The sequence below is a fragment of the Mesorhizobium sp. WSM4976 genome (assembly GCF_029625685.1).
Taxonomy (GTDB): Bacteria; Pseudomonadota; Alphaproteobacteria; order Rhizobiales; family Rhizobiaceae; genus Mesorhizobium.
Genome location: NZ_JARTVT010000005.1, coordinates 140,855 through 164,533, shown reverse-complemented (window position 1 = coordinate 164,533; position 23,679 = coordinate 140,855). Strand labels below are relative to the sequence as shown.

Genomic DNA, 23,679 nt, shown 5'->3' with positions numbered 1-23,679 from the left:
CAGAGCCTGGCGAGCGTTGAGACGCAGGTGAGCACCTGCCGAGGTCAGGTCAAGGCGCTGGAAGATCGCAAGAAAGTTCTTGATGTCAATCCCCATCGGAGCCGTCCTTACCCGGGCCAATCTGGAACGTCACTCCAGTACCGGTTCGATGACAGCGGGGACTTCTTGCTTTCGCCAATGCCGTGCGTTTGACCCCGAGGCGCTATGTCGAGTGTTGAACCGTGATCGTCGAGCTCTTCGGTCCGCCAGGTTCGGGCAAGACAACCTTGGCCCACGTTCTTGCCATACGATTGCGCGAAGACGGATATCGTGCCGAGGTTGTCCGCAGCTATCGACCCGCGATCAGATCCGGCGCGCTTGATCTGGGCGTCCTTCTCTTCGTCTCGAGGATCGTCTCGGCGATCATTTCAACGGCTGGGGTCATTTGTTCACGGGGGAACGGAGGGGCAAGCTTATCGCAATCATTGCTGATGCTCAGAGCGATGCCGCCGAAAAAGCCGATCTGGCGTGCCCGGATTTGGCAGCAAATACTAAAGCTGTCGCACGCCTGGGATCGAGCAAAGACGGCCCAGGATATTCTTATCTTCGACGAGGGTTATGTTCAGGCGGTCGGATCGTTGGCGTTGCTCAACGGGAACGCTGACAGGTCCGCTCTGGAGACGCTGCTGGGCGATGTGCCGGTCGCGGATCTCACAATCAGAGTTCTGGCGCCGCGAGCGATGGTCGCGGCTCGTCTTCGCGGACGCATGGAGCGTGAGCCCCCGGCAGAGCGGCTCTTCGAGGCCGATTTCGAAGTCAATATGCGTTCCCTCAGCGTTTTTGAAACGATAAGCGACATACTTGCCGTGTCAGGGCGAGACGTTGTTTGCGCGAAGACGTCAAGCCGACGTTCGACGATGAAAAGTACGCAAGTACTCGAGCGGGCGATCATCGCCAGATACATTCTGGGCACAAATGATGGTGAGCGCCGGCGGGTCGAGCCGCAATCTGAAGCAGTGGGGCTCCACGTGCCATAGACCGCCGTTTTGTGACGATCCCAACCGCTGATCCAAACCGCAGAAAATGCAATTGATGCGCTGACGGGCCCCTTGGTCGCCCGCCGGGTTTTATTCATCCGCTTTGTTGTCATTTCCCGCGCCGGAGATGGAACCGGCATTGGATATACGCCATCATTCAGGTGAATGATGGCGCGATGCGGCAGCGCCCGTACGCTCGCACTGCAATTGTCAGCAGCTTCTCGGAATCGCGAGCCAATGTCCTACAGCGACTTTCTGCGATCCAGGGAGGGCCGGATAAAAGCAAGCCCGATCGGCAAGATCGTCCGCGCGGCGGGCGGCGTTTCGGCAATGGCGATTGCAGGGCAACTCACCCTGGTCGCCACCATTCCGATATTGGCCCGCCTCTATTCCCCAGCCGACTTCGGCGTGTTCACCATCTATCTCTCAACCGTGAACATACTCGGAGCGGCCGCAGCGCTACGTTTCGAGCCCTCGCTCTACGGGGTGAAGGAAACCGAGCAGACCTACGTCACCGTAAAGCTCATCATCCTGGCGGTAATGACGACAGGTATCCTGGCCTTTGCGGTCGGGCAGATCCTTTTGAACTTTGCGCCGGCCCAGCTCAGACATCTTTTCTGGCTCGTTCCGATTGGGATGAGCGGTGCTGCGCTCGTTGAAACGATGAATTGCTGGGCCTTGCGTGCAGGCCTGCTGCGCGATTTCGCTCTCGGCCGGCTGATCCTGCCGGCCACCATGGCGCTGCTGCAATTGGTTTTTGGCCTCGCCCATCTCGGTGGCGAAACGATGGTGCATGCGCATGTCCTCAGCCAGTTCATTTTTCTCGCCTTTCTGGGGTTTCGGATTCTGGATTGGGACGACCTGCGTGGCATCTATCGAGCGTCGTGGAGAAGTGCCCTCGCCAAGGCAGCCAGGGAATACAAGTTCCCGTTGTTCGACATCCCCGCGACGCTCGGCAGCTACGCCATCAACAATCTTCCTGCGATTCTCGTGGGCTCTTTCTTCGGCCCGGCCTTCGCCGGTTACCTCGGTGTCGCGACGCGGCTGGTGACAGGGCCCATCGTGCTGATAGCCACCCCGCTGAGCAACGTATTTGTCGCCGAGGCGAACAAGAGCAGCGATCGTCGACACATGCTCGGCGTCGCGCGTGGCCTCCTGATTCTTGTCACGGGCCTCGCTGCGTTGCCCATCTTGGCGCTTGGGCTGGCTGCTCCGTACCTCGTTGTCCCGCTCCTGGGCGAGACCTGGATACCGACGTCACACATCATGACTGCCTTGGCATTCATGGGCGCGGTGCAAGCCTTGTCGACACCGCTCAGTGAAGTTCCCGCCTTGTTGCGACGGCAGGAGGTGCGGCTGGTCGTCGACACGGCGCGAATGGTGCTTGTCTTCGGTCCTCTGCTCGCCGGCGCCAAGGCTGGGTGGAAACCTATCGACGTCATCTATCTCATGGCTGTTGGCGGGATGGCCGGGTTTGCCATCAGAACCGCGGCCTCACTTTACCTTCTGAAGCGGGACATCGAACCGGCACAGGCAACATTGTCCAGTCCGTATCCAATCGCGAGGAAACAGCACGATGAAGCTCCTGTTGAATAGCGACGCGCGTTCTGAGGGATCTGTGCCGCCGCTAGAGCCGGCGGCCGGCGGCAAAGGTGAGGCAAATCTGTCGGCGCTTGGCCCCGTGGCCAATGTCGCGCATGCTGCCGACGCATCGCCCGCGCGCCCATTCATTTCCGTTGCCGTTCCGACGTTTCGCCGGCCTGACACCATCAGGCGTACTATCGACAGCATTGTGGGGCAGGACTTTTCCAACTGGGAACTTGTCATCAGCGACGACGAAGGACCAAATGGATCGAGTTGGCCTATCTTGGAAGATTACGCGCGACGCGACCCGCGCATCCGGATCGTCGAAAATCACAGGGGCCGGGGGCAGGTGGAGAACACCAACAACGCCATGCTTGCCTGCAAAGGCAAGTGGATCAAATTGCTGCATGACGACGACTGGCTTGCCCCGGGAGCTCTGAAGCGGTTTGCCGAGATCTCGGTAAAATATCCGTCGGCAGCGTTCATGACCTGCGCAGCGCATGTCGTTGAGGAAAACCGGATCGTGATGCGGTCTGACCCGCCGGAGCAGAACCGGGTCTCACTCTATTCTAGCCAGGAGTGCCTGACGGACCTCTATCTGGTCCGAGTGACCAGGAACCTCGGCATCATCCCTTCGACGCTGCTGATCAACGCCGCCGTGATCAACGCCGGATGCCAGATGCGCGCGCACAAATGCATCCCGGCTGGCGTCGATCAATTGTTCTTCGTCGATCTGGCCCGTTACGGCGAAATGGTGGCAATCAACGAAGGGCTGATCTTCTATGATGCGACACATCATCCGAGCATAACAACGTCGAAGAGCTACGAGGACGTGGATGAAGTCACGCTTGCCGTCAAACAGCTCAATTGGAATCTGATCGAGGATAGGAGGGGCCTCCCGAAACCCGAGCCGCTTTTGCGTGCGCTGCGGGTCGCTCGCATCCCGGCCAGGTTCAGACATCAGTCCTGGCGAACGACGATGCGAGACGCCGTGCAGATCCTTCGGCCTTCCGTAATGAAGATCGCGAACCAGTATGCCCTGGAATACCTGTTCAGGATCCGACCGAAACTCGGCGCGCTGCAGACCCGTAAACGCTGACAATACGCTCTTCAGGTGCTGAGGCCTGCCCGTGGAATTTTGTTCGTAGCCGCGGGCCAGCTCGATACCGCGCCATGCGCGAGCCGTTAGGCGTTATCGGATTCCGCTGACGACGTAGGAACAAGGCGACGCAGTCATTTGGGTGGACAAATTCAAGAAAAGGATGAACGGTTTCCGTCCGGAATTGCATCAATACAAAAAGAACGGAGTCGTTCGCAAAGCCGGGAAACGCGGAGGCAGACTTAAAAAGCAGGTGGCGCGCTCTCGGAAAACCCGGGCGCGCCATATGACAGGAAGGTCCCGGTTCTACGGCAGCACCGAGATTCGTCCTAGAAGAGCGACCAATTCCGCTTGGCGCCTCGTCTCCGTCTTGGCAAACAGCGAGGCGAGTTGAGTGCGGATTGTGGTTCGGCTAAGCCGGTTGCGCTCGGCAATCTCCAACGGAGCGTCGCCACTCGCCAAACGCAACGCCAACTGCGTTTCGGCGCCGGTCAATCCGAACATCTTCCGCAGCGTTTCCGGATTAGGCCCCGTTCTCGGCTGGCGATCGAGGAGTGCGACAATGATCGACCCATCGGGGGTGACAACGCCTTCTTCACTTATGACCACGGGCCGGTCGCCACCGCTGCGGATGACGATCCACGACAACGATCCGGCAGCAAAATGAGCAGGCACGCCAGCTATCAGGCTCCTTAATGCCGCAGATAGATCGCCGGGCGAATCCAGAGAATCCTCGCAGGCCTTGAGAATGGTTTCGGCAGCCGCATTCCATTCGAGCACTCTTTTTGCCTCGCTCAGCACAAGCCATCCGCAGCCAATGCGCTCAAGCATGCCGGTTATGGAGTTCAGGCACGGCCGCACGCATGTGCCAGCTGTGATCGGCCTGATGGCTTTGCGAGAGGCGCTTCGCGCGAAGGTGGTCGTTGTTCTGCTGCCGGCACCGGCCGCCACCATGCCGGGCCTTGCGATCGGCCTCGCGTCATTCCGCCCGCTGATCAGGGTCATGGGTCATCCGTCCTCGTTCTCTGTCTTTGCCTTCCGTGCTTTACGATCGGCAGCCACAAGATTGGGTGCTGGTTTTCATAAGGCCCTGATTTTTGGCGATCCGGAAGCGGGCAGACGTACTAGTTGTCCGCTAGATGGTCTAACCTCGACGAACTAGACCGAAAGTTGTAGTTAGGTTTCTCGAGGTGCCGAGGAGGTACAATCCTGTCGCGAACTCATCTGGCGTCGACGGCTGTGCTGGTCGCTACGCTGCTCTACGAGGCAAGCGTTTCCCTGTCGGGTGCGGTAGACCCAGCCTTCCTCGAATTCATTCCAGCAATAGTTGTCATCGCCTTCTTGGAAAGCCGCCGGATCGCAGTCGGATCAACGCTCTTGATGGCCGCCGCCGGCTTGGTGGCCCGGATAATTTCGCATCGTCAGCCTCTCGCCGATGAGTGGGTACGCGCCATTCTGCTTGTGCTTGCGGGGGGGATGATTGCCTTTCTTTTCGATCGCTCCAGGCAGAGCTTACAGGCCGCTCTGGACATTAAGCTCGCTGCCGTCGAAGCTGCAGAGTCGCGTTACCGCCGCGCTTTCGAACGAGCTGCGCTGGGCTTTGCGACTGCGAACGACAAAGGAGAATTGCTACGGCTGAACAAACGCCTCAGTGCTCTGCTCGGCTACCTGGAAGACGATCTTGTCGGGCGGCGCATAGATGACCTTGTCCATCAAGACGATCGCGCGATGCTCAAAAATTCGCTCGCCGCATTGACATCCGAAGCGCCGTGGTTCGGCGCGGAAATACGCCTCGTCAGAAGGGACGGCAGCACACTTTGGGCCTGGTTGACGCTTTCTCTATCTGCGTCCGACACGGTGCCGTCGGACAGCCTGTTTGTGGTCGTAGATGACATAACCGAGCGAAGAGCCGCCCGCGAAGCGCTCATAGCTCAAAACGAATGGCTCGACCTTGCACTGTCTGCCGGCCGGTTGGGCACCTGGCGCATAGACTACGGCCAGGACGTCATCTCGGGCTCACGTCAGTTTTGGGAGATTCTTGGATTGTCCCCGATGGCATTCCGCCCACTGTCCGATCTGTCTTCTATCGTCCACCCATCGGACTGGGGTAAGCTTGCACCGCCTTTAGGAAAGGAGCGGCGAGGGGCCAATTACGACGTGGAAATTCGTCTCAGGCGACCCGACGGCCAAGTCCGTTGGATCGCCTTGCGGGGACGCGAGGAAAACCATGATGGCCGAGACCAGCGTATCGGCATCGCCGCGGATTTGACCGAGCGACGTCAAACGACGCTGCTGCGCGCGGCGGTAAGAAAGCAAGAAAACCTGATGCTTGAACTGCGCCATAGGCTGAGCAACCTGTTCCCTGTCATCACCGCGATTGTGAAGATGCAGGATGCGCCAGGAGGCAACATCGTCAAATTCAAGGATGCCCTCGTCGAGCGCATTCGCGCGCTCGAGGCAACGCATATGCTGCTCACGCGCAGCGCGGATCAATCGTCCACCATTCGCGATCTGCTCGTTCAGGAACTCCAGCCCTTTTCGAAAGACGGCAGGACAACAATCACCGGGCCCGACATCAAGATCTCGGGCGGAGCCGCGGAGAGCTTTGCAATGATCATCCACGAACTCACCACCAATTCGATCAAGCATGGCGTGCTCGGCGACGCCCGGGGCAAGGTTGAAGCACGTTGGGCTTTCGCTTCAGGCGGGGCAGGCGATGAGATCGCTTTTGACTGGATAGAAACGGGCCGCCGACGCGCGGCTCCGATCAAGCGGCAGGGTTTCGGATCGATGGTTCTTGGGATCGACGGAACACCACTTGTCGGTCATTCCTCGCAATTCGAAGTCAGGGAGGATGGATTGCGCTACTCCCTCCGTCTGTCGCCAACGGAAATTCAAGCTTAGCTCATACTGTCCCCAGCCAGGTCTTTATCAGAACTGCCGCTTCCGTTCGGTTTCGAACCCCCAATTCCCGCATGATTGCCGCCGCATGGATCTTCGTCGTAGCCTCGGCGATATCGAGATCTCGCGCTATCTCTTTGTTGGAATATCCTTCCGCCATCAGCCTTAGTACGTCCTTTTGCCGGGATGTGAGCCTTTCGAGAGCGCCAGCGCCGGCGCTGCTGCCATGACGGATCTCGAGCACCTGATCGTGTGCTCGCAAATGTCGGGAAAGGAGCGCCGGTACGTAGATGCGGCCTGACAGGATTTCCTTGACCGCCAGCACAACCTCTTCGTCACTTTGCGATTTCACGATGTAGCCGTGCAACCCCACATTGAGAGCGGTCAGGATTTCGGAGCGTGAATCGTTTCCCGAAACAATCGCAAAGCGCGTGTCCGGGTACGCGGCCAAAACATCGCCAATCACCTCCTGAGTGAACAGCCCCGGCATGTTCAGGTCGAGCATCGCCAAGCTGACGCACGGGTGTTCGGCAAGAAGGCCAACCACGGCATCGAAGCACGCGGCTTCAAATATTTCGACGCCCTCAATGCCAGCAGTCAGCGCCAACCGTAAGCCACGCCTGTACAGACCGTGATCATCGGCGATGACAATTTTGTACATTCTACCCCAACGCACACACTTTCGGCCCGGGGACTATGGCACGCGTCCAGAACGTTTTTTGTCTACAGGACCAATTCTGTGACGATGCGGGACCTGTCCGCCAAGCCGGAACCCAACAGAATGCGCCTCTTCCGATAGAAAAAGCTACTCTTCGTTTACCATAATGCAAAGTCGGACCTTGGTCCCTGCCGTGACCGCGTTCACGCCCGGCGTCCGCTCCAACGCCGCCTGCCGTCCTGGTGTTGCTCAGCTGGGTGCGCCATTCGAACGCACGACGACAGGTCTACAGGCTCAGCGTATTTCTCGCTCAATTCGGAGCACATCCGGCAGATCGGTGGCAGGAGCCGAACGATGGAGGTTTCCGGACGCTGAGCTTGCTTGTTGGCCTGTGTCGGCCGTGTGCGCAGGGAGTATCAAATGAAAGCGGTTATCCAATGCGGTGGAATGGGCATGCGTCTGCGCCCGTTCACATCGGTTCTGCCAAAGCCTCTGATGCCTATCGGTGCCCGGCCGGTGCTTGAATTGCTGCTTAAATGGTTGCGGCGCAATGGCATCGAGAACGTGTACGTTACAACCGGCTACCTGGGCCATCTGATCCGCAGCGTGTGTGGCGACGGCTCGCAATGGAACCTCAAGATACGCTATACGCAGGAAATGGAACCGCTCGGGACCATAGGCCCGCTCTCCCTGATCAGGGACGAGCTGGATGAACCGTTTCTGGTCCTGAACGGCGATGTGCTCACCGATCTGAGCCTCAGCCGTTTCGTGGCGACGCATCGGGCGCACACGGATCTGGTTACGATCGCGACGGCGGCGCGCGTCACCAAAATGGACTTTGGCGTCATCGACGAAGTCAATGACACCGTTCAGGTGTTTCGCGAAAAGCCTGCGCTCACGCATCTGGTGAGCATGGGAATCTACTGCATGAATCCGGCGGTTCTGCAGTTCATTCCGTCGGGCATTCCCTTCGGCTTCGACGATCTCATGCTGCAAATGCTCCAGGATGGGCAGGTTGTGCACGTCTACAAGCACGAGGGGCTTTGGCTGGACATTGGCCGCGTAGAAGACTTCCAGAAGGCGCAGGCGATTTCCTGGGAGGAGCAGTCAGCCTCGATAGAGGTCGCAGCGGCTGCAGCCTGAGCCGATTTCCAGTCGCGAGAGTCACCGGGAGGTTGGGATGCTCTTGGTTAGTGCTCCCCTATTAGGTGTGCCGGAGAAGGCCGCTTTGTCGAAAGTAATCGACAGCGGCTGGCTGACGATGGGTGAACGCGTCAGGGCATTCGAAGAAGCGTTCGCCGCGATGCACGGAGCCGACGATTGTGTCGCCGTCAGTTCCTGCACCGCAGCCCTCCATCTTATTCTCCATGGACTTGGGATCGGACCCGGCGACGAGGTTCTGGTGCCTTCATTGACATTCGTGGCGACCGTGAGCGCAGTCTTGTACGTAGGCGCCAAGCCGGTCTTCGTCGATATCGAATCCGATGACGTGCCTTTGATGTCGGTCGAAGATGCGGAGGCAAGCTGCACCTCCCGCACCAGGGCTGTAATCCTTGTCCATTTCGCAGGCTATCTGGCAAACAGACAGGAGTGGCAGACATTCGCAAGCGTGCGAGGGCTTTACATTATCGAGGACGCCGCGCACGCGCCTGGCCTGAAAGAGGTTGGGACATTTGGTGCGGGGGCGGCATTCAGCTTCTACGGCAACAAGAACATGACCACCGCCGAAGGCGGCGTGGTCATAACGCGTGATCCGGACCTGCGGGAGAAGGTTCGCCAGGCGCGTGGCCACGGCATGACCACCGGCACGCGGCAGAGATTGAACAGCCGCACGCCGCAATACGATGTGACCATGCTGGGCTTCAACTATCGCATGGATGAAATGCGCGCTGCCATCGGCTTGGTTCAGCTTCGGAATTTACAGGAATGGAATGAGATCAGGCGTGTCCTTGTCACATTGTATCGACGTCTCATCGCCATGCGCTGTCCGGCCGTTTCGATACCATTTGCCGAGCCGCGCCGTTCTGCCTACCACATCATGCCGATCCTCTTGCCCCGCTACGTCAACAGGCAAGAGGTCATCGATGATCTGCGGGAGCAGGGCATACAGACGACAATTCACTATCCGCCTGTGCATCAAATGACGCTCTACCGGGAGCTTTTCCCCGGAGTTCACCTGCCGCGCACCGAGGACTTCGCCGACCGTGAACTGACCATTCCGCTGCATCCGCAGATAACATCTCCCGTGGCGGAAGCAGTCGTTGACGCCCTGGCATCCGCGCTCAACAGCAGCGCCCGGGCAGGGACAGCAGCATGAACGCGTTCGACATGCCCATTGGCCGGCTTGCAATGCGTTGCGTAAGCCATGGATTTGGCCGACGCGCCATGGACATCATAGCCTCGTTGGCCGGCCTGATTGTGCTGTCGCCGCTGATGCTGCTCGTTGCAGTGGCGCTGCTGCTGGAAGGCGGGCGCCCGGTGCTCTTTGTTCAACCGCGGATTGGCGCCGGCGGTCAGCTTTTCCGCATGTACAAGTTCCGGAAATTCTATCCGCGCTGCGATGCGGGGGGGCTTGCACTGACGCTTGCCAATGACCAGCGCATGACGCGGGTGGGCAGGTTTCTCGCGTTTAGCAAAATGGATGAACTGCCGCAGTTGTGGAACGTTCTGAAGGGCGAAATGGCGCTGGTGGGTCCACGCCCCGAGAGTTTGTCATTCGCTGAGTGCTTCAGGGACGGTTACGAAGCTGTCCTGCAATACAAGCCAGGTCTGTTCGGTCCCGCTCAGATCATATTCCGCCATGAGGCTCATTTCTATCCTCGAGATGTCGAGCCAACAGTCTACTACAAGGAGGTCCTGTTTCCGGCAAAGGCGAGGATCGACCTTTCATATTATGGCCGCCGGACCATCCTTTCGGACACGGCGCTTATCATTCGAGGTGTTTTCATAGTTCTCGGCAGGGCGGCGGACCATTCGGCCGGCGCTTGAGCCGTTCAAATGGTCGATCGCAGCATTTACCGGGTTGAGGTCAAGGAGCGCGAGGACTGTCAGGACATGACCTACAAGGGAAAGAGGGTATTGGTCACCGGGGCTGATGGCTTCATAGGGTCGCATCTGACTGAAGCGCTGGTTCGCGGCGGGGCCGATGTCACGGCGTTGGCGCTCTACAATTCGTTCGACAGCCATGGGTGGCTGGATGATCTGCCGGACGAGATTCGAAGCCAACTCAAGCTCGTCCGCGGCGATGTTCGCGACAGTGCCTTCCTTAACCGGATCGTACGCGGCCAAGCCGTCGTGTTTCATCTCGCAGCATTGATCGCCATCCCGTACTCCTATGCAGCCGCCCAGTCCTATGTGGAGACCAACGTCCTGGGCACCGTGAATGTGCTCGAAGCAGCCCGTCAGTGGGATACCGAGCGCATCGTGCACACCTCGACAAGTGAGGTGTATGGCACAGCTTTGACGATGCCGATCAGCGAGACCCACCCGCTGCAGGGCCAGTCGCCCTACTCAGCTTCCAAGATCGGAGCCGACATGATGGCGGAATCTTACGCCCGTTCGTTCGACGTTCCGGTCGTGGTGCTTCGTCCCTTCAATACATTCGGGCCACGGCAAAGCGAACGCGCGATTGTTCCGACACTCATCAGGCAGGCCCTCGACCCAAAATGCCAAGCCATCATGGTAGGGGATACGAGCCCGGTTCGCGACCTTACCTTCGTCGAAGACACGGCCTCGGCGTTTCTCAGTGCAGGCTCCGCCGTCCTCGAATTCGGCCATGCCTACAATGCCGGAAGCCAGCGCGCCGTGACCATATCCGACGTCCTGGACCTGGTGCTGGAGTTGAGCGGTTCCAACAAGCCGGTCCATCGTGACGAGAGCCGGCTGCGCCCGCAAAATTCGGAGGTTCGGGCTCTGCTGGCGGATTCATCCCGGCTCGAGAGCGCAACGGGATGGAGGGCGCAAACCGACTTGCGCGAAGGTCTGAGACGGACGATCGCGTGGTGGCGCGCGCGGCTGAGCGAAGGGCGAGTCCGTCACGAGATGAGCTACATGACATGAGGTTTCCCGCGCTTTCCGCTGCAGTGCTGCTGGTTTGCCTTGCCGCAATTGTCGGCCTGCGGGCGAGCGGGGGTCAGGCGAGCGACACGTCGGCCGGCTTTGTGGCTCCGGTGGCGATGGATCTGCCTGACTATCTTCGTCCCGCCACCGATCCCGCATTAGGCACGAGTGTTGTGCGCATCTCCAAGCCTGGCCCTCTTGGAAATGGGGTCGTTTGCGGGCCCAAATATTGCAGCCATCGCTATTCCAGCGCTCAGGCCTGGAACGCGGACCAGACATTGCTCCTGCTCGACAACGGCTGCAACGGAATGTGCTTTCTCGACGGGCACACCTACGAGGCGCTGTTTTGGCGCAAACGAGGAGGCGAGTGCGAGTGGCATCCCCGAAATGCCGAATTGATGATCTGTGTTCAGGACCGGGCGGTCTCGACCTGGGCGCCACGGACCAACCACGAAGACATCCTTTTCACATCCGCGGACTACCACGACCTGCAGTTCGGTCCATCGAAGGGCAATCCCAGCCGGGACGGTAGCCGCATCGCGGTCCGCGCGATCCGCAAGGACGGCGCGGACGTCGTTTTTGCGTATGATCTGAATCAGCGGCAGAAATTTCCGGACATCGACCTTGCTCAAGTCCCCGGAACGACCAGTTCCTGCACGATCTCTCCACTCGGAACGAGTATTGTGTGCTCCCCGAACCTTATTGACGACACAGAACAGAGGGTAATTTTTGCCGTCGACGGCACCTTGCTTCAGAGATGGACAGACCATCATCGGCCCGGTCACGGTGACATCACGCTCGACGACGACGGAAACGAAGTCTTGGTCGGGATCAGCAAATCAGATCCAGACAAGTATCACACAATCAAGCGCAGGCTGTCGGACGGGAAAGTCACCTCCCTTACCGCGTACGGCCTGGCCGAGCATGTATCGACGCGCGCGCTGAACAGGCCAGGATGGGCATTCGTAAGCTACGGCGGCGATCCGGAGGAGATAGCGGCCAATCCAACCTGGGCCCCCTATGCTCGCGAGATCGTTGCACTTCGCATCGATGGAAGCGGTGCCGTTCGGCGCATTGCGCAGACACGAAATGTTCCATTCGACTATTGGAGCGAAACACACGCCTCGCCCTCTCCGGATGGCTCACAGGTAATCTGGTCAAGCAATTGGGGCGTGCCGGGGGGGCCGGTTTACGAGTTCGTCACTCGACTTGACTGGCCCGAACAACGCGACCCGAAGGAGGTTGTTGCGAATGGTCAACCTTAACCGATCTCTTCTCGCGGCGCTTGCTCTGATGAGCGCTCTGCCGATGGCCGCGGCAGCCGATCCGTCAACACCTTATCGGATTTCGCCGGGCGACACGGTCGAAATCGGAATAATCTCCATTCCCGACCGAACGCAGCGTGCCGTGGTCCAGATGGATGGCACGATCGTGCTGCCCGAGGCCGGCACGGTCTCGGTCGGCGGTCTGACGCCACCCGAATTGCAGAGCCGTATGCAAGCGATCCTGCCGACCAAGATCTTTCACATCCGCATGCCCGATGGCCGCGAACAGATTGCCGTCGTAAGGCCTAGCGACGTCACGGCGATTATCGCCGAGTATCGCCCGATCTATGTGACCGGCGATGTGCTCACCCCCGGACAGCAGGTCTACCGTCCACTAATGACCGTGCGCCAGGCGATCGCCGTGGCCGGCGGTTTCAGCCTCTTGCGGGCGCGAACCAACCAGGCAGGTCCGGATCCGACGGACCTGCGACGCGATTACGAGATGATCTGGGGAGAATACACCAGGGATTATTTCCACAGCGCGCGCCTGCGGGCCGAGCTCGACAAGCAGGAAAGCTTCGACGCGCAGCCCCCGCAAGGATCGCCGCTTTCGCCATCGCTCGCGGCGGGCATAGCGAAGGCTGAAGCGGAAGCGCTCAAGCTCTCCCTGGATAATTTTCAGCAAGAGCAGAGTTTTGTCGAGAAGGGCGCCAACGATGCCGCGGCGCAGATCGAGACGCTGATGAAACGCGCGCAGGATGAAGCGGCTGGCGTCAAGGCCGATGAAGACGACCTGGAGCAGGTCACCAAGGCGTTCAAGGCTGGAAACCTGACCAACAACAGGCTCGCAGATGTCCGGCGCGCCGTCCTGCTTTCCTCCAGCCGGGCGCTGGAAACATCGGTCGAGCTGATGAGAACGCAGCGCCAGCGGGAAGACTTTGCCAGGCAGCTCGAGCGCAACGAGAACCAAAGGCGCATCGGCCTGCTGAACGAATTGCGGGACACCGAGGTGCGGCTGGCCGATATCGGCACGAGGCTTCGCGCGGCGAGCCAGAAGTTGCAGCCGCTGGGTGCTACCGCCGCGCCTCTTTCCATTGCCGGCGAGACCGTTCGAGCCCAGATGACGATTGTTCGCAATGTCGACGGGCAATGGCGCAAGCAGGCCGCCGACGAGGACGCCGAGGTCGTGCCGGGAGATACGATCGAGGTCAGGTTCAGCAACGAATTGGAAAGCGCGGCGGCACAATAGCGCCGGCGCTTCTGCACCATTGGGCAAGCGCTGATCCGGTTGTGGAGGCAAGTCTTGAGCCAGGACATCGATGTCGCGGGCGCCTATAGCAGAGGCAGCGCGGTCTTCATGGGAATGGAGATGCTTGTCGCCTCCGGTGCGCTTGTTCCAAGGCCGGAGACGGAGTTGTTGGGCTCGACCGCCGTCGACGTGTTGCATCAAATGAGCCTGCCGGCGCCCCGCGTGATCGACATGTGCTGCGGGGCCGGCAATCTCGCTTGTGCGATCGCCCACCAGGTTCCGACGGCGCGGGTCTGGGCAAGCGATCTTACCGACGGATGCGTCGAGGTGGCGTGCCGGAATGTCGCCCACCATGGGCTGGTCGATCGGGTGTCGGTTCACCAGGGCGATCTGTTCGAAGCTCTCTCGACGCTGGTGCCTCAGGGCTCGATCGACGTCATAGTTTGCAATCCGCCCTACATCTCGGAGAAACGGCTTGAGGGGGATCGCTCTCATCTGGTCGCTCTTGAGCCGCGCGAGGCTTTTGCGGCCGGACCTTACGGCATCGCCATCCACATGCGCGTGGTGAAGGATGCTTTGCGGTATTTACGGCCCAGCGGCGCTCTCCTGTTCGAGGTTGGACTTGGCCAGGACCGCCAGGTCGCAAGCCTGTTGGATCGCAGCAGGAGCTATGAGGGCATCCGTTCTGTCACCAACCGTGCCGGCGAGGCGCGTGTCGTGCTCGGATACGCTAAGCCACAGACCTGAGGGCTTCCCAGATGGAACTCATCCCCTCTTGCGAGCGATGAACTGCGCTATGCCCTGGATGGAATCGAGGTTCTCCGGGAGCAGCTCACTGTCTTCGACAGTGACGCCAAAGGTCTCTTCTATAAAGCCGATGACCTCGAGCACGCCGGTGGAATCCACGATGCCCTGATCGAGCAGCGATTCCGTGGCGCTCAGCGATTTCACGTCGGCGATGTAGAAGTTCGAAGCCAGGAAATCGCGAATTTGTTTGGTGTAAATGTCGCCCGCGGGCTTCGTTGCCATAAACGTATCCATAGATCACCCTCCGACAAAAACTGAATACGGTCCGCGCCGTTCAACAGGCGCTACGAAAGAGCCACCTTCTTGAGTTTCCCTGTATCCGTCCTCGGCAGGCTGGGTACGATGACGATGGACTTCGGGACCATGAAGTTCTCCAGCCGCCTTTGGCATTCCATCTGAAGCTGCCGCTCGCCGACAATGTGGCCTTGCTCGATCACGACGAAAGCCTTCACGGCCTGGCCGAGAAGCTCGTCGGCCACGCCGACCACCGCAGCCTCCTTGACGCCCGGGATGTTCACCAGCACGTTCTCAACTTCCTTGGGCGCGACCTTCTCGCCCCGGGATTTTATGATCTCGTCGCTGCGGCCGATGAAATAGAGGTAGCCCTCCTCATCCATCCGGCAGTAGTCGCCGGTGTAGAGTACCTGCTCGCCCGGCAAGGGGCCGGGCTTGAGCCTCCTGGCGGTCGCTTCCGGTTTGCCCCAGTAGCCCTTCATCACTGTCGCGCCGCGGATGACAAGCTGGCCGACAGTCCCAGGCTCGACCCGCTGGTCGTTGTCGTCGACGATCCACATCTCGGTGTTCGGGATCGCGATCCCGACGCTCAGCGGTTTTCGTTCGAGATCTGCCGGCGGCAGATAGGTGCAGCGCTTGCATTCGGTGAGCCCGTACATCGAATAGATTCGGGCGCCCTTAAACAGGTCCTTGAGCATGGCGATGTGCTTGAGCGGCAAGGCGGCGGCGGTGTTGGTTACATAGCGGATGCTCGAGAAGTCGTCATCCTTCAGCGACTTGAGCTCCGCCAGCGAGGCGAAGATGGTGGGCACGCCGGGGAAGCCTGTGATCCTCTCGTGCTTGATGATCTGAAGGATCTGCGCCGGGAAGGCGAAGGAGCGTTCTAGAACGAGCCGAGCGCCGGTGCGGAATGCCATTAGCATCTGATAAAGACCGTAGTCGAAGGCGAGGGGCAGGACGTTGAGGATCACCTCGTCCTCGCGAAGCTCCAGATATGACGCGATCGAAGTACATGCCGTCGTCATGTTGCGGTGGGTCAGCATCACGCCTTTGGGCTCACCTGTGGACCCTGACGTGTAGATGATGGCGGCGAGATCGATGTCGATTGATTTGCGTTTCGGCGCGGCCGGCGTTCTCTCGGCGGCGGCCTCCCAGGCTATCGCGTGCGGCAGCCGGCTGAGCTCGTCGTCCTCGATCCGCCCCGAGACGATCAGCTGTCGCAGCCAACCGCAATTGTGCACCGGTCCATCGAACACCGAGCGCAGATGCTGATCGGTGATTAGCGCCGCCGGCCGGCAATCATTCAGCAGATAATCGAGCTTGTCGCTTTTGGTGAGTGGATTGACGACGCACACGACGGCGTTTGCCTTGAGCACCGCCCAGAAGTTGACGACTGTCTCAATCGTGTTGTCGGCGAAGATCATCACGCGATCGCCACGTTGCACGCCGGCGCTCACCAGGCACTGCGCGATTCCATTCGAACGCTCGTCGATTTCGGCATAGGTGTAGCGCTGCCTGTTGCAGACCAACGCCACCTTGTCGCCGAGCCGGCCGGCGGAGTGGGTCAGATAATCATGCAGGAGCGGTACGGCGCCGTGGATCATGCTGGCACCCTTTCCCGGCGCTCGTAGTCGACGTCGATGCTGAGATCTGGGCTCGTCACGCCGGCCGGGCGGGTCGCAACAAACTGCTGATGGAGAAGCTGCGTCGACAGCACGCCGACCAGGGCCATGTTGTCGGAATTCGACATGTCGCCGCCGCCGGTTCGAGCTTGGCACTTTCCAACCAGCCGGCTCACCGACTCGGGGTCGAAGACGCCGGCCGCCCGCACTGCCGTCTCGGACAGGGCATCAGCAATGTAGGCCGGCGCGTCGTCGGCAAAGAAACTCATCGCATTGGGCGCCCGGTAGGGCTGCTTCTTCCGGGCGACAACCTCAGGCGGCAGGATCGGCGCCGCGACGCGCTTCAGCACGTGCTTCTCGTCTAGGCCGCGCAGCTTGTAAGCGTCGGGGAGCGCGTTCGCCAACGACACGACATTGTCATCGAGGAAGGGAAAGCGGCCCTCGACGGAGTGAGCCATCAGCATTCTGTCGCCTTGCGAGGATAGCAGGTAGCCCGACATCAGGGTTCGGATCTCGATATACTGATCCTGGGCGAGGGGGCTCCAGCGTAGAAATTCGGCCGGCAGCGTCGAGATCAGTTCGCTCACCGCATCGCGGCGTTCGGAGGCAGCCCGCATATCGGGGCAGAATAGGCGCTTGATGGCGCTGGTCGTGCGCCAGCGCGTGTCGTGGGCAAATCCGGCCGAGGCGTGGGCCTCAATGTTGCGGCCGAAGAACTGGCGGGCCAGTCCCTGCTGATGAACCGGCGAGCGCGAGAGGTAAGGATAAAGCCGCTCAAGCAAGCGGGCGCGCCTTGTCGATGCCGGCTGGCGTCCCCAGAAGCGGCGGACTTTCCCCTCGCGGAACAGATCATAACCAGCAAACATTTCATCGGCGCCTTCCCCGGTCAGCACGACTTTGATGCCGCGTTCCCGCACGAGCCTTGACAGCAGGAAGAGCGGCGCCGGCGCGGTCCTGAGGATTGGCCGCTCGGTGTGACGGATCACCTCGGGAAAGACTGCGGCTATATCGCCGCGGGAAACAACTAATTCGTGATGCTCGCTGCCCGTCGCATCCGCGACAAGCCGCTGGAATTCGGTCTCGTCATATTCTGCATCGGCAAAACGCAGCGAGAAGGTCTGGAAACGCTCGCCGGCGAAGCGCCTTCCGAGCGTGGCGACTAGAGAGCTGTCGAGGCCGCCTGACAGATAGCAGCCAACCGGTACGTCGGCCTGCACGATTCGCAAGGCCGTGGCGCCTTCCAGCATCAGCCGCACTTCCTCCACCGCCTCGTCTCGGGAGCCGCCAAACCGGCCCCGGTCCTGATCCTGGATTTCCGGAAAGCGCGGTTGCCAGAATGGGTGTTCTCGCGGCGCGCCTTTGTCGTAGAGGCGCACGTGTCCGGGCGGGAGTTCCCGGATGCCCTGGAACACGTTCTGCGGAGCAACAGCCGTCCACATGGTGAAGGTCTGATCGATGCCGGCCGGATCGAACGCGCGCGGGATTGCGATCTCGGCGGCGAAAATCGCTTTGACTTCGCTTGCAAAGAACAGGCGGCCGCCATGCTCGCAAAAATGCAGCGGGCAAATGCCGTAGCGATCGCGCGACAACACGAGTCGGCCTGCAGCCGGGTCCCAGATCGCCAGCGCCCATTGGCCGTTCATACGCTCGAAGGCTGCCTGGCCCCACTCCCGATAGGCGTGCAGGACGACTTCGGTATCGCTGCGGGTGTGGAACCGATGGCCGAGGGCAAACAGCCTGTCGCGCAGTTCGAGATAATTGAAAATCTCGCCATTGAAGACGATCCAAGCCGGGCCATCGGGGTCGGCAAGGGGCTGCTGCCCGTGTTGAAGATCGACGACCGACAAGCGGGCATGCGCCAGCCCGGCGCGTCTGTCGCGGTAGAGCCCCCGCTCGTCGGGACCGCGATGCGCAAGCGCGCCAGCCATGCGCAACAATGCTTCGCGCGAAGGTGGTTCCGCGGTGGCGTTCAGCGCCAGTATCCCGGCGATCCCGCACATCGTCGTCAGTCCACATCCATCGGTACGGACGGTAAGGGCCGCGCATGCAGATACCTTGCTGCCCGACGCTTCGCTTCGATGTCCTTGAAGACCTTCTCTACCTGGCCGCCGGTGAGGCCCGCGACGGCTGCGACCTCGTCGGCGCACAACCCGTGGTTGATCCCATAGAGGCATAGGTCCGTCAGGTGGTAAGGCAGCGCGAAGTAGAATTCCTCCTGGCTTTGCGCCATGGAGAATGTGTCGGTGGTCGGCGGCCTGCGGCGGATTTCTTCGTCCACACCGAGATAGTCAGCCAATTGGTAGACCTGTGTTTTGTACAGGTGCACGATCGGCATGACATCGGCGATGCCGTCGCCTTGCTTGACGAAGAAACCCTGGTCGTATTCGAGCCGGTTCGGCGTTCCGGCAACAGCATAGCCGAGGCGGTCCGCGTGATAATATTCGGTCATCTTGCGGATGCGCTGCTTGTAATTGGTCGCGGCGACGATCTGCAGATAGGCTGTCAAGGGCAGCCGAACCGTGTTGGTCTGGCCGTCGGGAGCCTGAACCGTAAGACGGGTGATGTTGAGGCCTTGGCTCTCCAGAACCGAGGTCAGCACCAGCTTGCATTTCCAACCTTCGCCATACTCCGGAACAACGGCGCGGATCGCCTCGATCTGCCGGCGATAGGCGCCGATGGCATCCAGCGCCGGGGCGATGTCTTCAACGAGAGTGTCGATGCCCAGCTGAGCCGCGATCACACGTCCGAGCCTCAGCGAGTCTCCCGAGGAGTCTCGCTCCGGCATGAAAATGCCCAGCACCTTGTCCTTCCCGAAGGCGCGCACGCACAAGGATGCGACCACGGAGCTGTCGATGCCACCCGACAGCCCGACCACCACGCCGCGCCGCCGGAGCGTGACCAGAACCTGCTCGCGCGTCGAAGACACAATGCGGTCCGCCTCCGCGGCTGCGTCCAATGCCAGTGCTTCCTTGGTGAATCCCGAGATCACGCCGCGCGAACCTCCAATTGCAGGGTTTCGGCCGTCGTATATGTTTGCAAAACGGCTTTCTCGATCAGCGGACGGTTGGTTGCGACGTGAGGCTCCACGACAAGATCAATGTGTGTGCCGACAATCGGAACCACCTGCAGGTCGCGAAACACTTGATCCCACCCGATGGCGCGGGACATACCAGGGCGAGCGCAGCGAAACAGGGTCCCTTGGACAGCAAGCGCTGGCTTGGGTTCCTCCAGCCATCGGAAAAATGCGCGAGCCCGCAAAACCTCCTGCAGTTCAAGCCTGACGCGGAAGCAGGCTCCGTTGAACTGGCCTTCGGTGTAACGGTCGATGGCGCGTGCCAGACGGGTTTCGTAACCCAATCTGACCGCGATCTTCGCCAGGGCACGGCAGGCTACGCGATGGAACGAGATGCGGTTGGACCGCAGCCGGCGCACTGTACGGGTTATGGTGTCCCACAGACGGCTGCGCTCGCCCTCAAGGCTTGTATCGAGGATGCCGATGAACTTGACAGACCGCCCAGCCTTGATCAGGCGCACGGCTACTTCCAGCGCCACGGCTCCGCCGAGCGAGTGGCCTAGAAGCCTGACATGGCCCGACAGCTGAACGCGGTTGATTTGCTGGATCGCGGCGTCTGCCATGCTGGCGAGATCGCTCTGTCCGCCAAGGATGAGAGTGAGGCCGGGGTACCTGATTGGAACCACCTTCGCGGTTTTTCCCATGGCGGAGGCAAAGGCGGCAAGGCTTGGACCGTAGCCGACGGATCCGGGAAACAGGAAAAGCGGCGGCGGGTTATGCTCGGGTGCGGCTTTGCCGGATGCAGCTGCCTGCGCCGTGAGGACAGCTTTCACCATCTCGCCCGCGCTCATCTCGACGGTGAAACTCTCAAGGCCGAGATCCTGGCCGATGAGATTCTCGATCTCCATCACACAGTGCAGCAGCTTCAGCGAGTCTCCCCCTGCCTCGTCCCACCTGCCCGTAGCCGCAGGGGTGTTGAGAACCTTCCCCCACGCCTTTTGTACCGCCTTCGTCACCGCGGAATCGGCGTCCGAACCGGGCGGATCGGCGGTGACGACCGGCCTCTTGGCGAGCAGATCCATTTTACCAAGTTTGACGAGGTCGATCTTTCCGCCGTCCAGGCAGGGGATCTCGCTCACGCGGTGAAGCCGCAGGGGCCGCAGCGCTGGAGGGAGCGTGTCGGCAATCAGCCGGCGCAGATCCTCCACGAAGTCCGGGCCGGCGACATCGCCTGGAACGGCGAATGCGACCAGTTCGGCTGCCTCCGTTACGATCGCCACAGCGTCCTTAACCGATGCAGCGGATCGCAGCACTCTTTCGAGCTCAGCCGGTTCGATGCGTCGCCCGTTGACCTTTATCTGCCGCCCCTTCCGGCCGATGATCCTCAGCAACCCATCATTGTCCAACCGTACCAGATCGCCGGTCGGAAAAATTCGCACATGCGGGTCTTCGGGGTCGGCATCGACAGGGATCACGGCGCCATTTTCCCAATGCCCAAGCAGCACATAGGGGCTCTTGATCACGAGCTCCCCCGTTTCGCCCGGCACAACGATGTGTCCTTCGTCATCGACAATCGAGAACGCGATCCCCGGCAAAAGCCGACCAACCGGCACGTCGGGCTCGGTGTTCTGAGGGGCCAATGGCACGAACCATTGCGATCCTGTCGTTTCCGTGGACGAATAGCCGATCTGGATGAGGCAATGCGGCGGGACGACTTTGCGCAGAAGGGCAATGTCGGACCACAGCACTTTCTCGCCGCCGACGCGGACGATCCGGAGTGATCTGAACGTATCGGAGCAGGCATCCGCCATCAGCGTTCGAAGCAAGGCGGGCACGATGTATGTGATGGTCGTGCCCTGGTCCTGCATCCGTGCGCGGACACCGCGCAGCCCGACTGCCTCCAGTTCAACGAGCTGCACGGTGGCCCCAGTGAGGAGGGCCGCCAGGATCTCGCGGCAGCCGGCTATCGTAGCCAAGCCTGCCAAGGGGAGAAAAACATCGTCCGAATTGATGTGACACGCTTCGACATATTGTTGCACACGCCACAGCAAGCTGCGCTGGCTGTTGACGATGCCCTTAGGGCGCCCTGTGCTACCCGAGGTATAGAGAATTATGGCCGGCGCATCGACCGAAGGATGCGGCAAGGACTTGGCTAAACGCTCTAGCTCGGAGGCCGAACTTACGCCCATGTCGATCCACTGAATCTCCGTAGGCAGATTGCTGGGCCTGTTGCCCATGCCCAGCATGGCCGAGAGCTTGGCTGCTGACACAATCTCGCGGATTCGGGGACCGGGATCTCTCGCATTAAGCGGAATCGAAATCCGTCCGGCTGCCATCGTGGCGAGCATGGCGACGAGGCTCCAGACGGAGCATGGCTGGCAGATTCCGACCGGCCTGCCTTCGGGAACGGCATTCGCAACGCGGCGGGATAGAATTGCAACGGCGGCGCCGAGCGCCGAATAGGAGAGTTCATCCGCGCCGTCGTTGATGGCGATCTTGTGCGGATATTGCCTTACCACGGCTTCCAGTCGAGGACCGATCCCCATATCCGCAAACGCGGTTGGCAAGGGCTGAAAGGACCGCAACGCAGGTCCGCCCCGGTCCAGAGGATAATTACGCACCTCTACCCATCCGGGCGGGCTTTGCGGAACAGGGGCCTCATCAAGATCCGCTGCTTGTGCCTTCACATATGCCGGGAGCATGGCTTGCCTGAGCTAGAGGTGAAGTTTGGTTATGGCTCCGCTGAGCAGATGTTTCATCGATCATTCTGATGATGCTTCCGGGGACAAAGAGAGGCGAGGGTGGAAACGGGTGTGAATCGGGTCACAGCTTAACGTTGGGGATATGCCGTGACATCAAATAGGCCTGTTCTTGTCACCGGGGCAGCGGGTTTCATCGGCTTTCATCTATGCCGGAGATTGCTTAGCGATGGTTGGCAAGTTGTAGGTCTCGATTCCATGAGTGAATATTATGACGTCAGCCTGAAGCGGGCCCGCCTCGATCAATTGGAGGAATTTCCGCATTTCCGGTTCGAGCATGTCGATCTCGCCGATCGTGACCGCGTTTCGGCGCTCATTGCCTCGGTTGATCCGGAAATCGTCGTCAATCTCGCAGCCCAGGCCGGCGTTCGTCATTCGCTCACCAATCCATATGCCTATGGCGAGAGCAATCTGAGCGGATTCCTCAATGTCCTGGAAGGATGCCGCCACGCCTCGGTCGGCCACCTGGTCTATGCGTCCTCGAGCTCGATTTATGGCGGCAGCACGCGAATGCCGTTCTCCGTTCACGACTCCGCGGATCACCCGCTCAGTCTCTACGCCGCCAGCAAGAGGGCCAACGAGTTGATGGCCCATAGCTACAGCCATCTTCTCCGGCTGCCGACGACTGGTTTGCGGTTCTTCACCGTCTACGGTCCATGGGGTCGCCCCGACATGGCCCTGTTTATCTTTACCAAGGCCATACTCGCAGGAGAGCCCATCGACGTCTTCAACCATGGCAACATGCAGCGAGACTTCACCTATATCGATGATGTCATCGAGGGCGTAATCCGCATAATGCAACTGCCTGCCACACCCGACAAGGACTGGAGCAGTGCCGCGCCTGACCCCGCGACCAGCAATGCGCCGTTCAGGATCCACAACATCGGCGGCAGTTCGCCGGTTGAGTTGAACCGTTTGATCGAACTTCTGGAAGACGCGCTGGGAAAAAAAGCGAAACGCAACTGCATGCCGCTCCAGCCGGGTGACGTGCCCGCGACCTGTGCCGATGTCAGCTCACTTGAGCAAGCGACCGGCTTCCGGCCTAGGATCCCGATCGAGATCGGGGTCCGCCGTTTCGTGGACTGGTATCGGGAGTTTTATCAAGTCTGAACCGGACTGTTTCGACATAGCAACGCAGTCGCAGTTGGAGACTCCGGCTGAAGGTGCGCTCTCGCGATGAAATCAATCGCTTCAACGTGTCCTCGGAGCCTAGGATTATCCTTGTTTATCGGTGCCTTATAGGGAAGTTTGACAGGAAGTTGAGGATGTCTCGGGCCCTGGAAGCCCTCGATTCGCTGTCGCTGTTCCAGTTTTAAACGAACCGGCGGCGAGATCGAAGAAGAACGCGCTGAAGAATCGCTATAGCCTGGATGGTATGGCCGCCAACAGTCGCGCGCATCTCCCGTGCCTGTA

Annotated in this window: 19 protein-coding genes; 12 read left to right on the top strand and 7 right to left on the bottom strand. The window is 60.3% G+C overall.

Annotation, left to right across the window (positions count from 1 at the left end; all coding sequences use genetic code 11):
* The first annotated feature begins 221 nt into the window (after positions 1-221).
* From P9272_RS08155 to P9272_RS08145, 3 genes are all read left to right on the top strand, one after another.
* Positions 222-1,016 carry an AAA family ATPase gene (locus P9272_RS08155; RefSeq protein WP_278160113.1) on the top strand — a complete coding sequence of 265 codons (795 nt, stop codon included), beginning with the start codon at positions 222-224 and terminating at the stop codon, positions 1,014-1,016.
* 237 nt (positions 1,017-1,253) lie between these two features.
* Positions 1,254-2,612 (top strand): lipopolysaccharide biosynthesis protein, encoded by a 1,359-nt coding sequence (locus P9272_RS08150; RefSeq protein WP_278160112.1) that lies wholly within the window; start codon positions 1,254-1,256, stop codon positions 2,610-2,612.
* Positions 2,593-3,699: a glycosyltransferase family 2 protein gene (locus P9272_RS08145; RefSeq protein WP_278160111.1), complete on the top strand. Its 1,107-nt coding sequence runs from the start codon at positions 2,593-2,595 to the stop codon at positions 3,697-3,699. Before P9272_RS08150 ends, P9272_RS08145 begins: the two co-directional genes overlap by 20 nt.
* Positions 3,700-4,005: 306 nt before the next feature.
* Here P9272_RS08145 and P9272_RS08140 read toward each other — a convergent pair whose 3' ends face one another.
* Positions 4,006-4,704 carry a helix-turn-helix transcriptional regulator gene (locus P9272_RS08140; RefSeq protein ID WP_278160110.1) on the bottom strand — a complete coding sequence of 233 codons (699 nt, stop codon included), beginning with the start codon at positions 4,702-4,704 and terminating at the stop codon, positions 4,006-4,008.
* Positions 4,705-4,938: 234 nt separating this feature from the next.
* Here P9272_RS08140 and P9272_RS08135 point away from each other — a divergent pair, with 234 nt between their 5' ends.
* A complete protein-coding gene (locus P9272_RS08135) occupies positions 4,939-6,603 on the top strand; it encodes a PAS domain S-box protein (RefSeq protein WP_278160109.1) in 1,665 nt (554 codons plus the stop codon).
* Between the two features lies 1 nt (position 6,604).
* Here P9272_RS08135 and P9272_RS08130 read toward each other — a convergent pair whose 3' ends face one another.
* Complete coding sequence (locus P9272_RS08130; RefSeq protein ID WP_128256577.1) at positions 6,605-7,261, bottom strand: response regulator transcription factor; 657 nt, start codon at positions 7,259-7,261, stop codon at positions 6,605-6,607.
* Positions 7,262-7,678: 417 nt separating this feature from the next.
* Between P9272_RS08130 and P9272_RS08125 the strand changes: the two genes are divergently transcribed.
* The 7 genes from P9272_RS08125 to P9272_RS08095 all read left to right on the top strand — a co-directional run bounded on the left by P9272_RS08125 (position 7,679) and on the right by P9272_RS08095 (position 14,578).
* Positions 7,679-8,401 carry an NDP-sugar synthase gene (locus tag P9272_RS08125; protein WP_128256576.1) on the top strand — a complete coding sequence of 241 codons (723 nt, stop codon included), beginning with the start codon at positions 7,679-7,681 and terminating at the stop codon, positions 8,399-8,401.
* Between the two features lie 37 nt (positions 8,402-8,438).
* Positions 8,439-9,575, top strand: coding sequence for a DegT/DnrJ/EryC1/StrS aminotransferase family protein (locus P9272_RS08120; protein ID WP_128256575.1), 1,137 nt, complete (start codon positions 8,439-8,441; stop codon positions 9,573-9,575).
* Positions 9,572-10,246 (top strand): sugar transferase, encoded by a 675-nt coding sequence (locus P9272_RS08115; RefSeq protein WP_278160108.1) that lies wholly within the window; start codon positions 9,572-9,574, stop codon positions 10,244-10,246. The genes P9272_RS08120 and P9272_RS08115 overlap by 4 nt, the downstream gene beginning before the upstream one ends.
* Before the next feature lie 66 nt (positions 10,247-10,312).
* Entirely contained in the window at positions 10,313-11,317 is a 1,005-nt protein-coding gene (locus tag P9272_RS08110; RefSeq protein WP_128256790.1) for an SDR family NAD(P)-dependent oxidoreductase, read from the top strand.
* Positions 11,314-12,582, top strand: a complete 1,269-nt coding sequence (locus tag P9272_RS08105; RefSeq protein WP_128256573.1) for a hypothetical protein — start codon at positions 11,314-11,316, stop codon at positions 12,580-12,582. Before P9272_RS08110 ends, P9272_RS08105 begins: the two co-directional genes overlap by 4 nt.
* Before the next feature lie 28 nt (positions 12,583-12,610).
* Complete coding sequence (locus tag P9272_RS08100) at positions 12,611-13,831, top strand: polysaccharide biosynthesis/export family protein (protein ID WP_278160107.1); 1,221 nt, start codon at positions 12,611-12,613, stop codon at positions 13,829-13,831.
* Positions 13,832-13,885: 54 nt separating this feature from the next.
* Positions 13,886-14,578: a class I SAM-dependent methyltransferase gene (locus tag P9272_RS08095; protein ID WP_278160106.1), complete on the top strand. Its 693-nt coding sequence runs from the start codon at positions 13,886-13,888 to the stop codon at positions 14,576-14,578.
* Between the two features lie 18 nt (positions 14,579-14,596).
* Here the strand turns inward: P9272_RS08095 and P9272_RS08090 are convergent, their stop codons facing one another.
* From P9272_RS08090 to P9272_RS08070, 5 genes are all read right to left on the bottom strand, one after another.
* The gene (locus P9272_RS08090; protein WP_278160105.1) at positions 14,597-14,860 is read right to left on the bottom strand and encodes an acyl carrier protein; all 264 of its coding nucleotides are present in this window, start codon (positions 14,858-14,860) and stop codon (positions 14,597-14,599) included.
* A gap of 62 nt (positions 14,861-14,922) precedes the next feature.
* Entirely contained in the window at positions 14,923-16,476 is a 1,554-nt protein-coding gene (locus P9272_RS08085) for an AMP-binding protein (RefSeq protein WP_278160104.1), read from the bottom strand.
* Positions 16,473-18,494 carry an asparagine synthase (glutamine-hydrolyzing) gene (asnB, locus tag P9272_RS08080; RefSeq protein ID WP_278160103.1) on the bottom strand — a complete coding sequence of 674 codons (2,022 nt, stop codon included), beginning with the start codon at positions 18,492-18,494 and terminating at the stop codon, positions 16,473-16,475. The genes P9272_RS08085 and asnB overlap by 4 nt, the downstream gene beginning before the upstream one ends.
* 5 nt (positions 18,495-18,499) lie before the next feature.
* Positions 18,500-19,483: an NAD(+) synthase gene (gene nadE, locus P9272_RS08075; protein ID WP_278160102.1), complete on the bottom strand. Its 984-nt coding sequence runs from the start codon at positions 19,481-19,483 to the stop codon at positions 18,500-18,502.
* Positions 19,480-22,128, bottom strand: coding sequence for an AMP-binding protein (locus tag P9272_RS08070; RefSeq protein ID WP_278160101.1), 2,649 nt, complete (start codon positions 22,126-22,128; stop codon positions 19,480-19,482). Before P9272_RS08070 ends, nadE begins: the two co-directional genes overlap by 4 nt.
* Before the next feature lie 228 nt (positions 22,129-22,356).
* On the opposite strand from P9272_RS08070, the gene P9272_RS08065 reads away from it, so the two are divergent.
* The gene (locus P9272_RS08065; protein WP_278160100.1) at positions 22,357-23,376 is read left to right on the top strand and encodes an NAD-dependent epimerase; all 1,020 of its coding nucleotides are present in this window, start codon (positions 22,357-22,359) and stop codon (positions 23,374-23,376) included.
* Positions 23,377-23,679 lie beyond the last annotated feature (303 nt).

What these genes read in the sequence shown, in the direction of transcription:
- P9272_RS08105 (WP_128256573.1), top strand. Translation starts at nt 11,314, where the DNA reads ATGAGGTTTCCCGCGCTTTCCGCTGCAGTGCTGCTGGTTTGCCTTGCC.
- P9272_RS08150 (WP_278160112.1), top strand. Translation starts at nt 1,254, where the DNA reads ATGTCCTACAGCGACTTTCTGCGATCCAGGGAGGGCCGGATAAAAGCA.
- asnB (WP_278160103.1), bottom strand. Translation starts at nt 18,494, where the DNA reads ATGTGCGGGATCGCCGGGATACTGGCGCTGAACGCCACCGCGGAACCA.
- P9272_RS08110 (WP_128256790.1), top strand. Translation starts at nt 10,313, where the DNA reads ATGACCTACAAGGGAAAGAGGGTATTGGTCACCGGGGCTGATGGCTTC.
- P9272_RS08120 (WP_128256575.1), top strand. Translation starts at nt 8,439, where the DNA reads ATGCTCTTGGTTAGTGCTCCCCTATTAGGTGTGCCGGAGAAGGCCGCT.
- P9272_RS08115 (WP_278160108.1), top strand. Translation starts at nt 9,572, where the DNA reads ATGAACGCGTTCGACATGCCCATTGGCCGGCTTGCAATGCGTTGCGTA.
- P9272_RS08130 (WP_128256577.1), bottom strand. Translation starts at nt 7,261, where the DNA reads ATGTACAAAATTGTCATCGCCGATGATCACGGTCTGTACAGGCGTGGC.
- P9272_RS08145 (WP_278160111.1), top strand. Translation starts at nt 2,593, where the DNA reads ATGAAGCTCCTGTTGAATAGCGACGCGCGTTCTGAGGGATCTGTGCCG.
- P9272_RS08140 (WP_278160110.1), bottom strand. Translation starts at nt 4,704, where the DNA reads ATGACCCTGATCAGCGGGCGGAATGACGCGAGGCCGATCGCAAGGCCC.
- P9272_RS08090 (WP_278160105.1), bottom strand. Translation starts at nt 14,860, where the DNA reads ATGGCAACGAAGCCCGCGGGCGACATTTACACCAAACAAATTCGCGAT.
- P9272_RS08125 (WP_128256576.1), top strand. Translation starts at nt 7,679, where the DNA reads ATGAAAGCGGTTATCCAATGCGGTGGAATGGGCATGCGTCTGCGCCCG.
- P9272_RS08100 (WP_278160107.1), top strand. Translation starts at nt 12,611, where the DNA reads ATGAGCGCTCTGCCGATGGCCGCGGCAGCCGATCCGTCAACACCTTAT.
- P9272_RS08085 (WP_278160104.1), bottom strand. Translation starts at nt 16,476, where the DNA reads ATGATCCACGGCGCCGTACCGCTCCTGCATGATTATCTGACCCACTCC.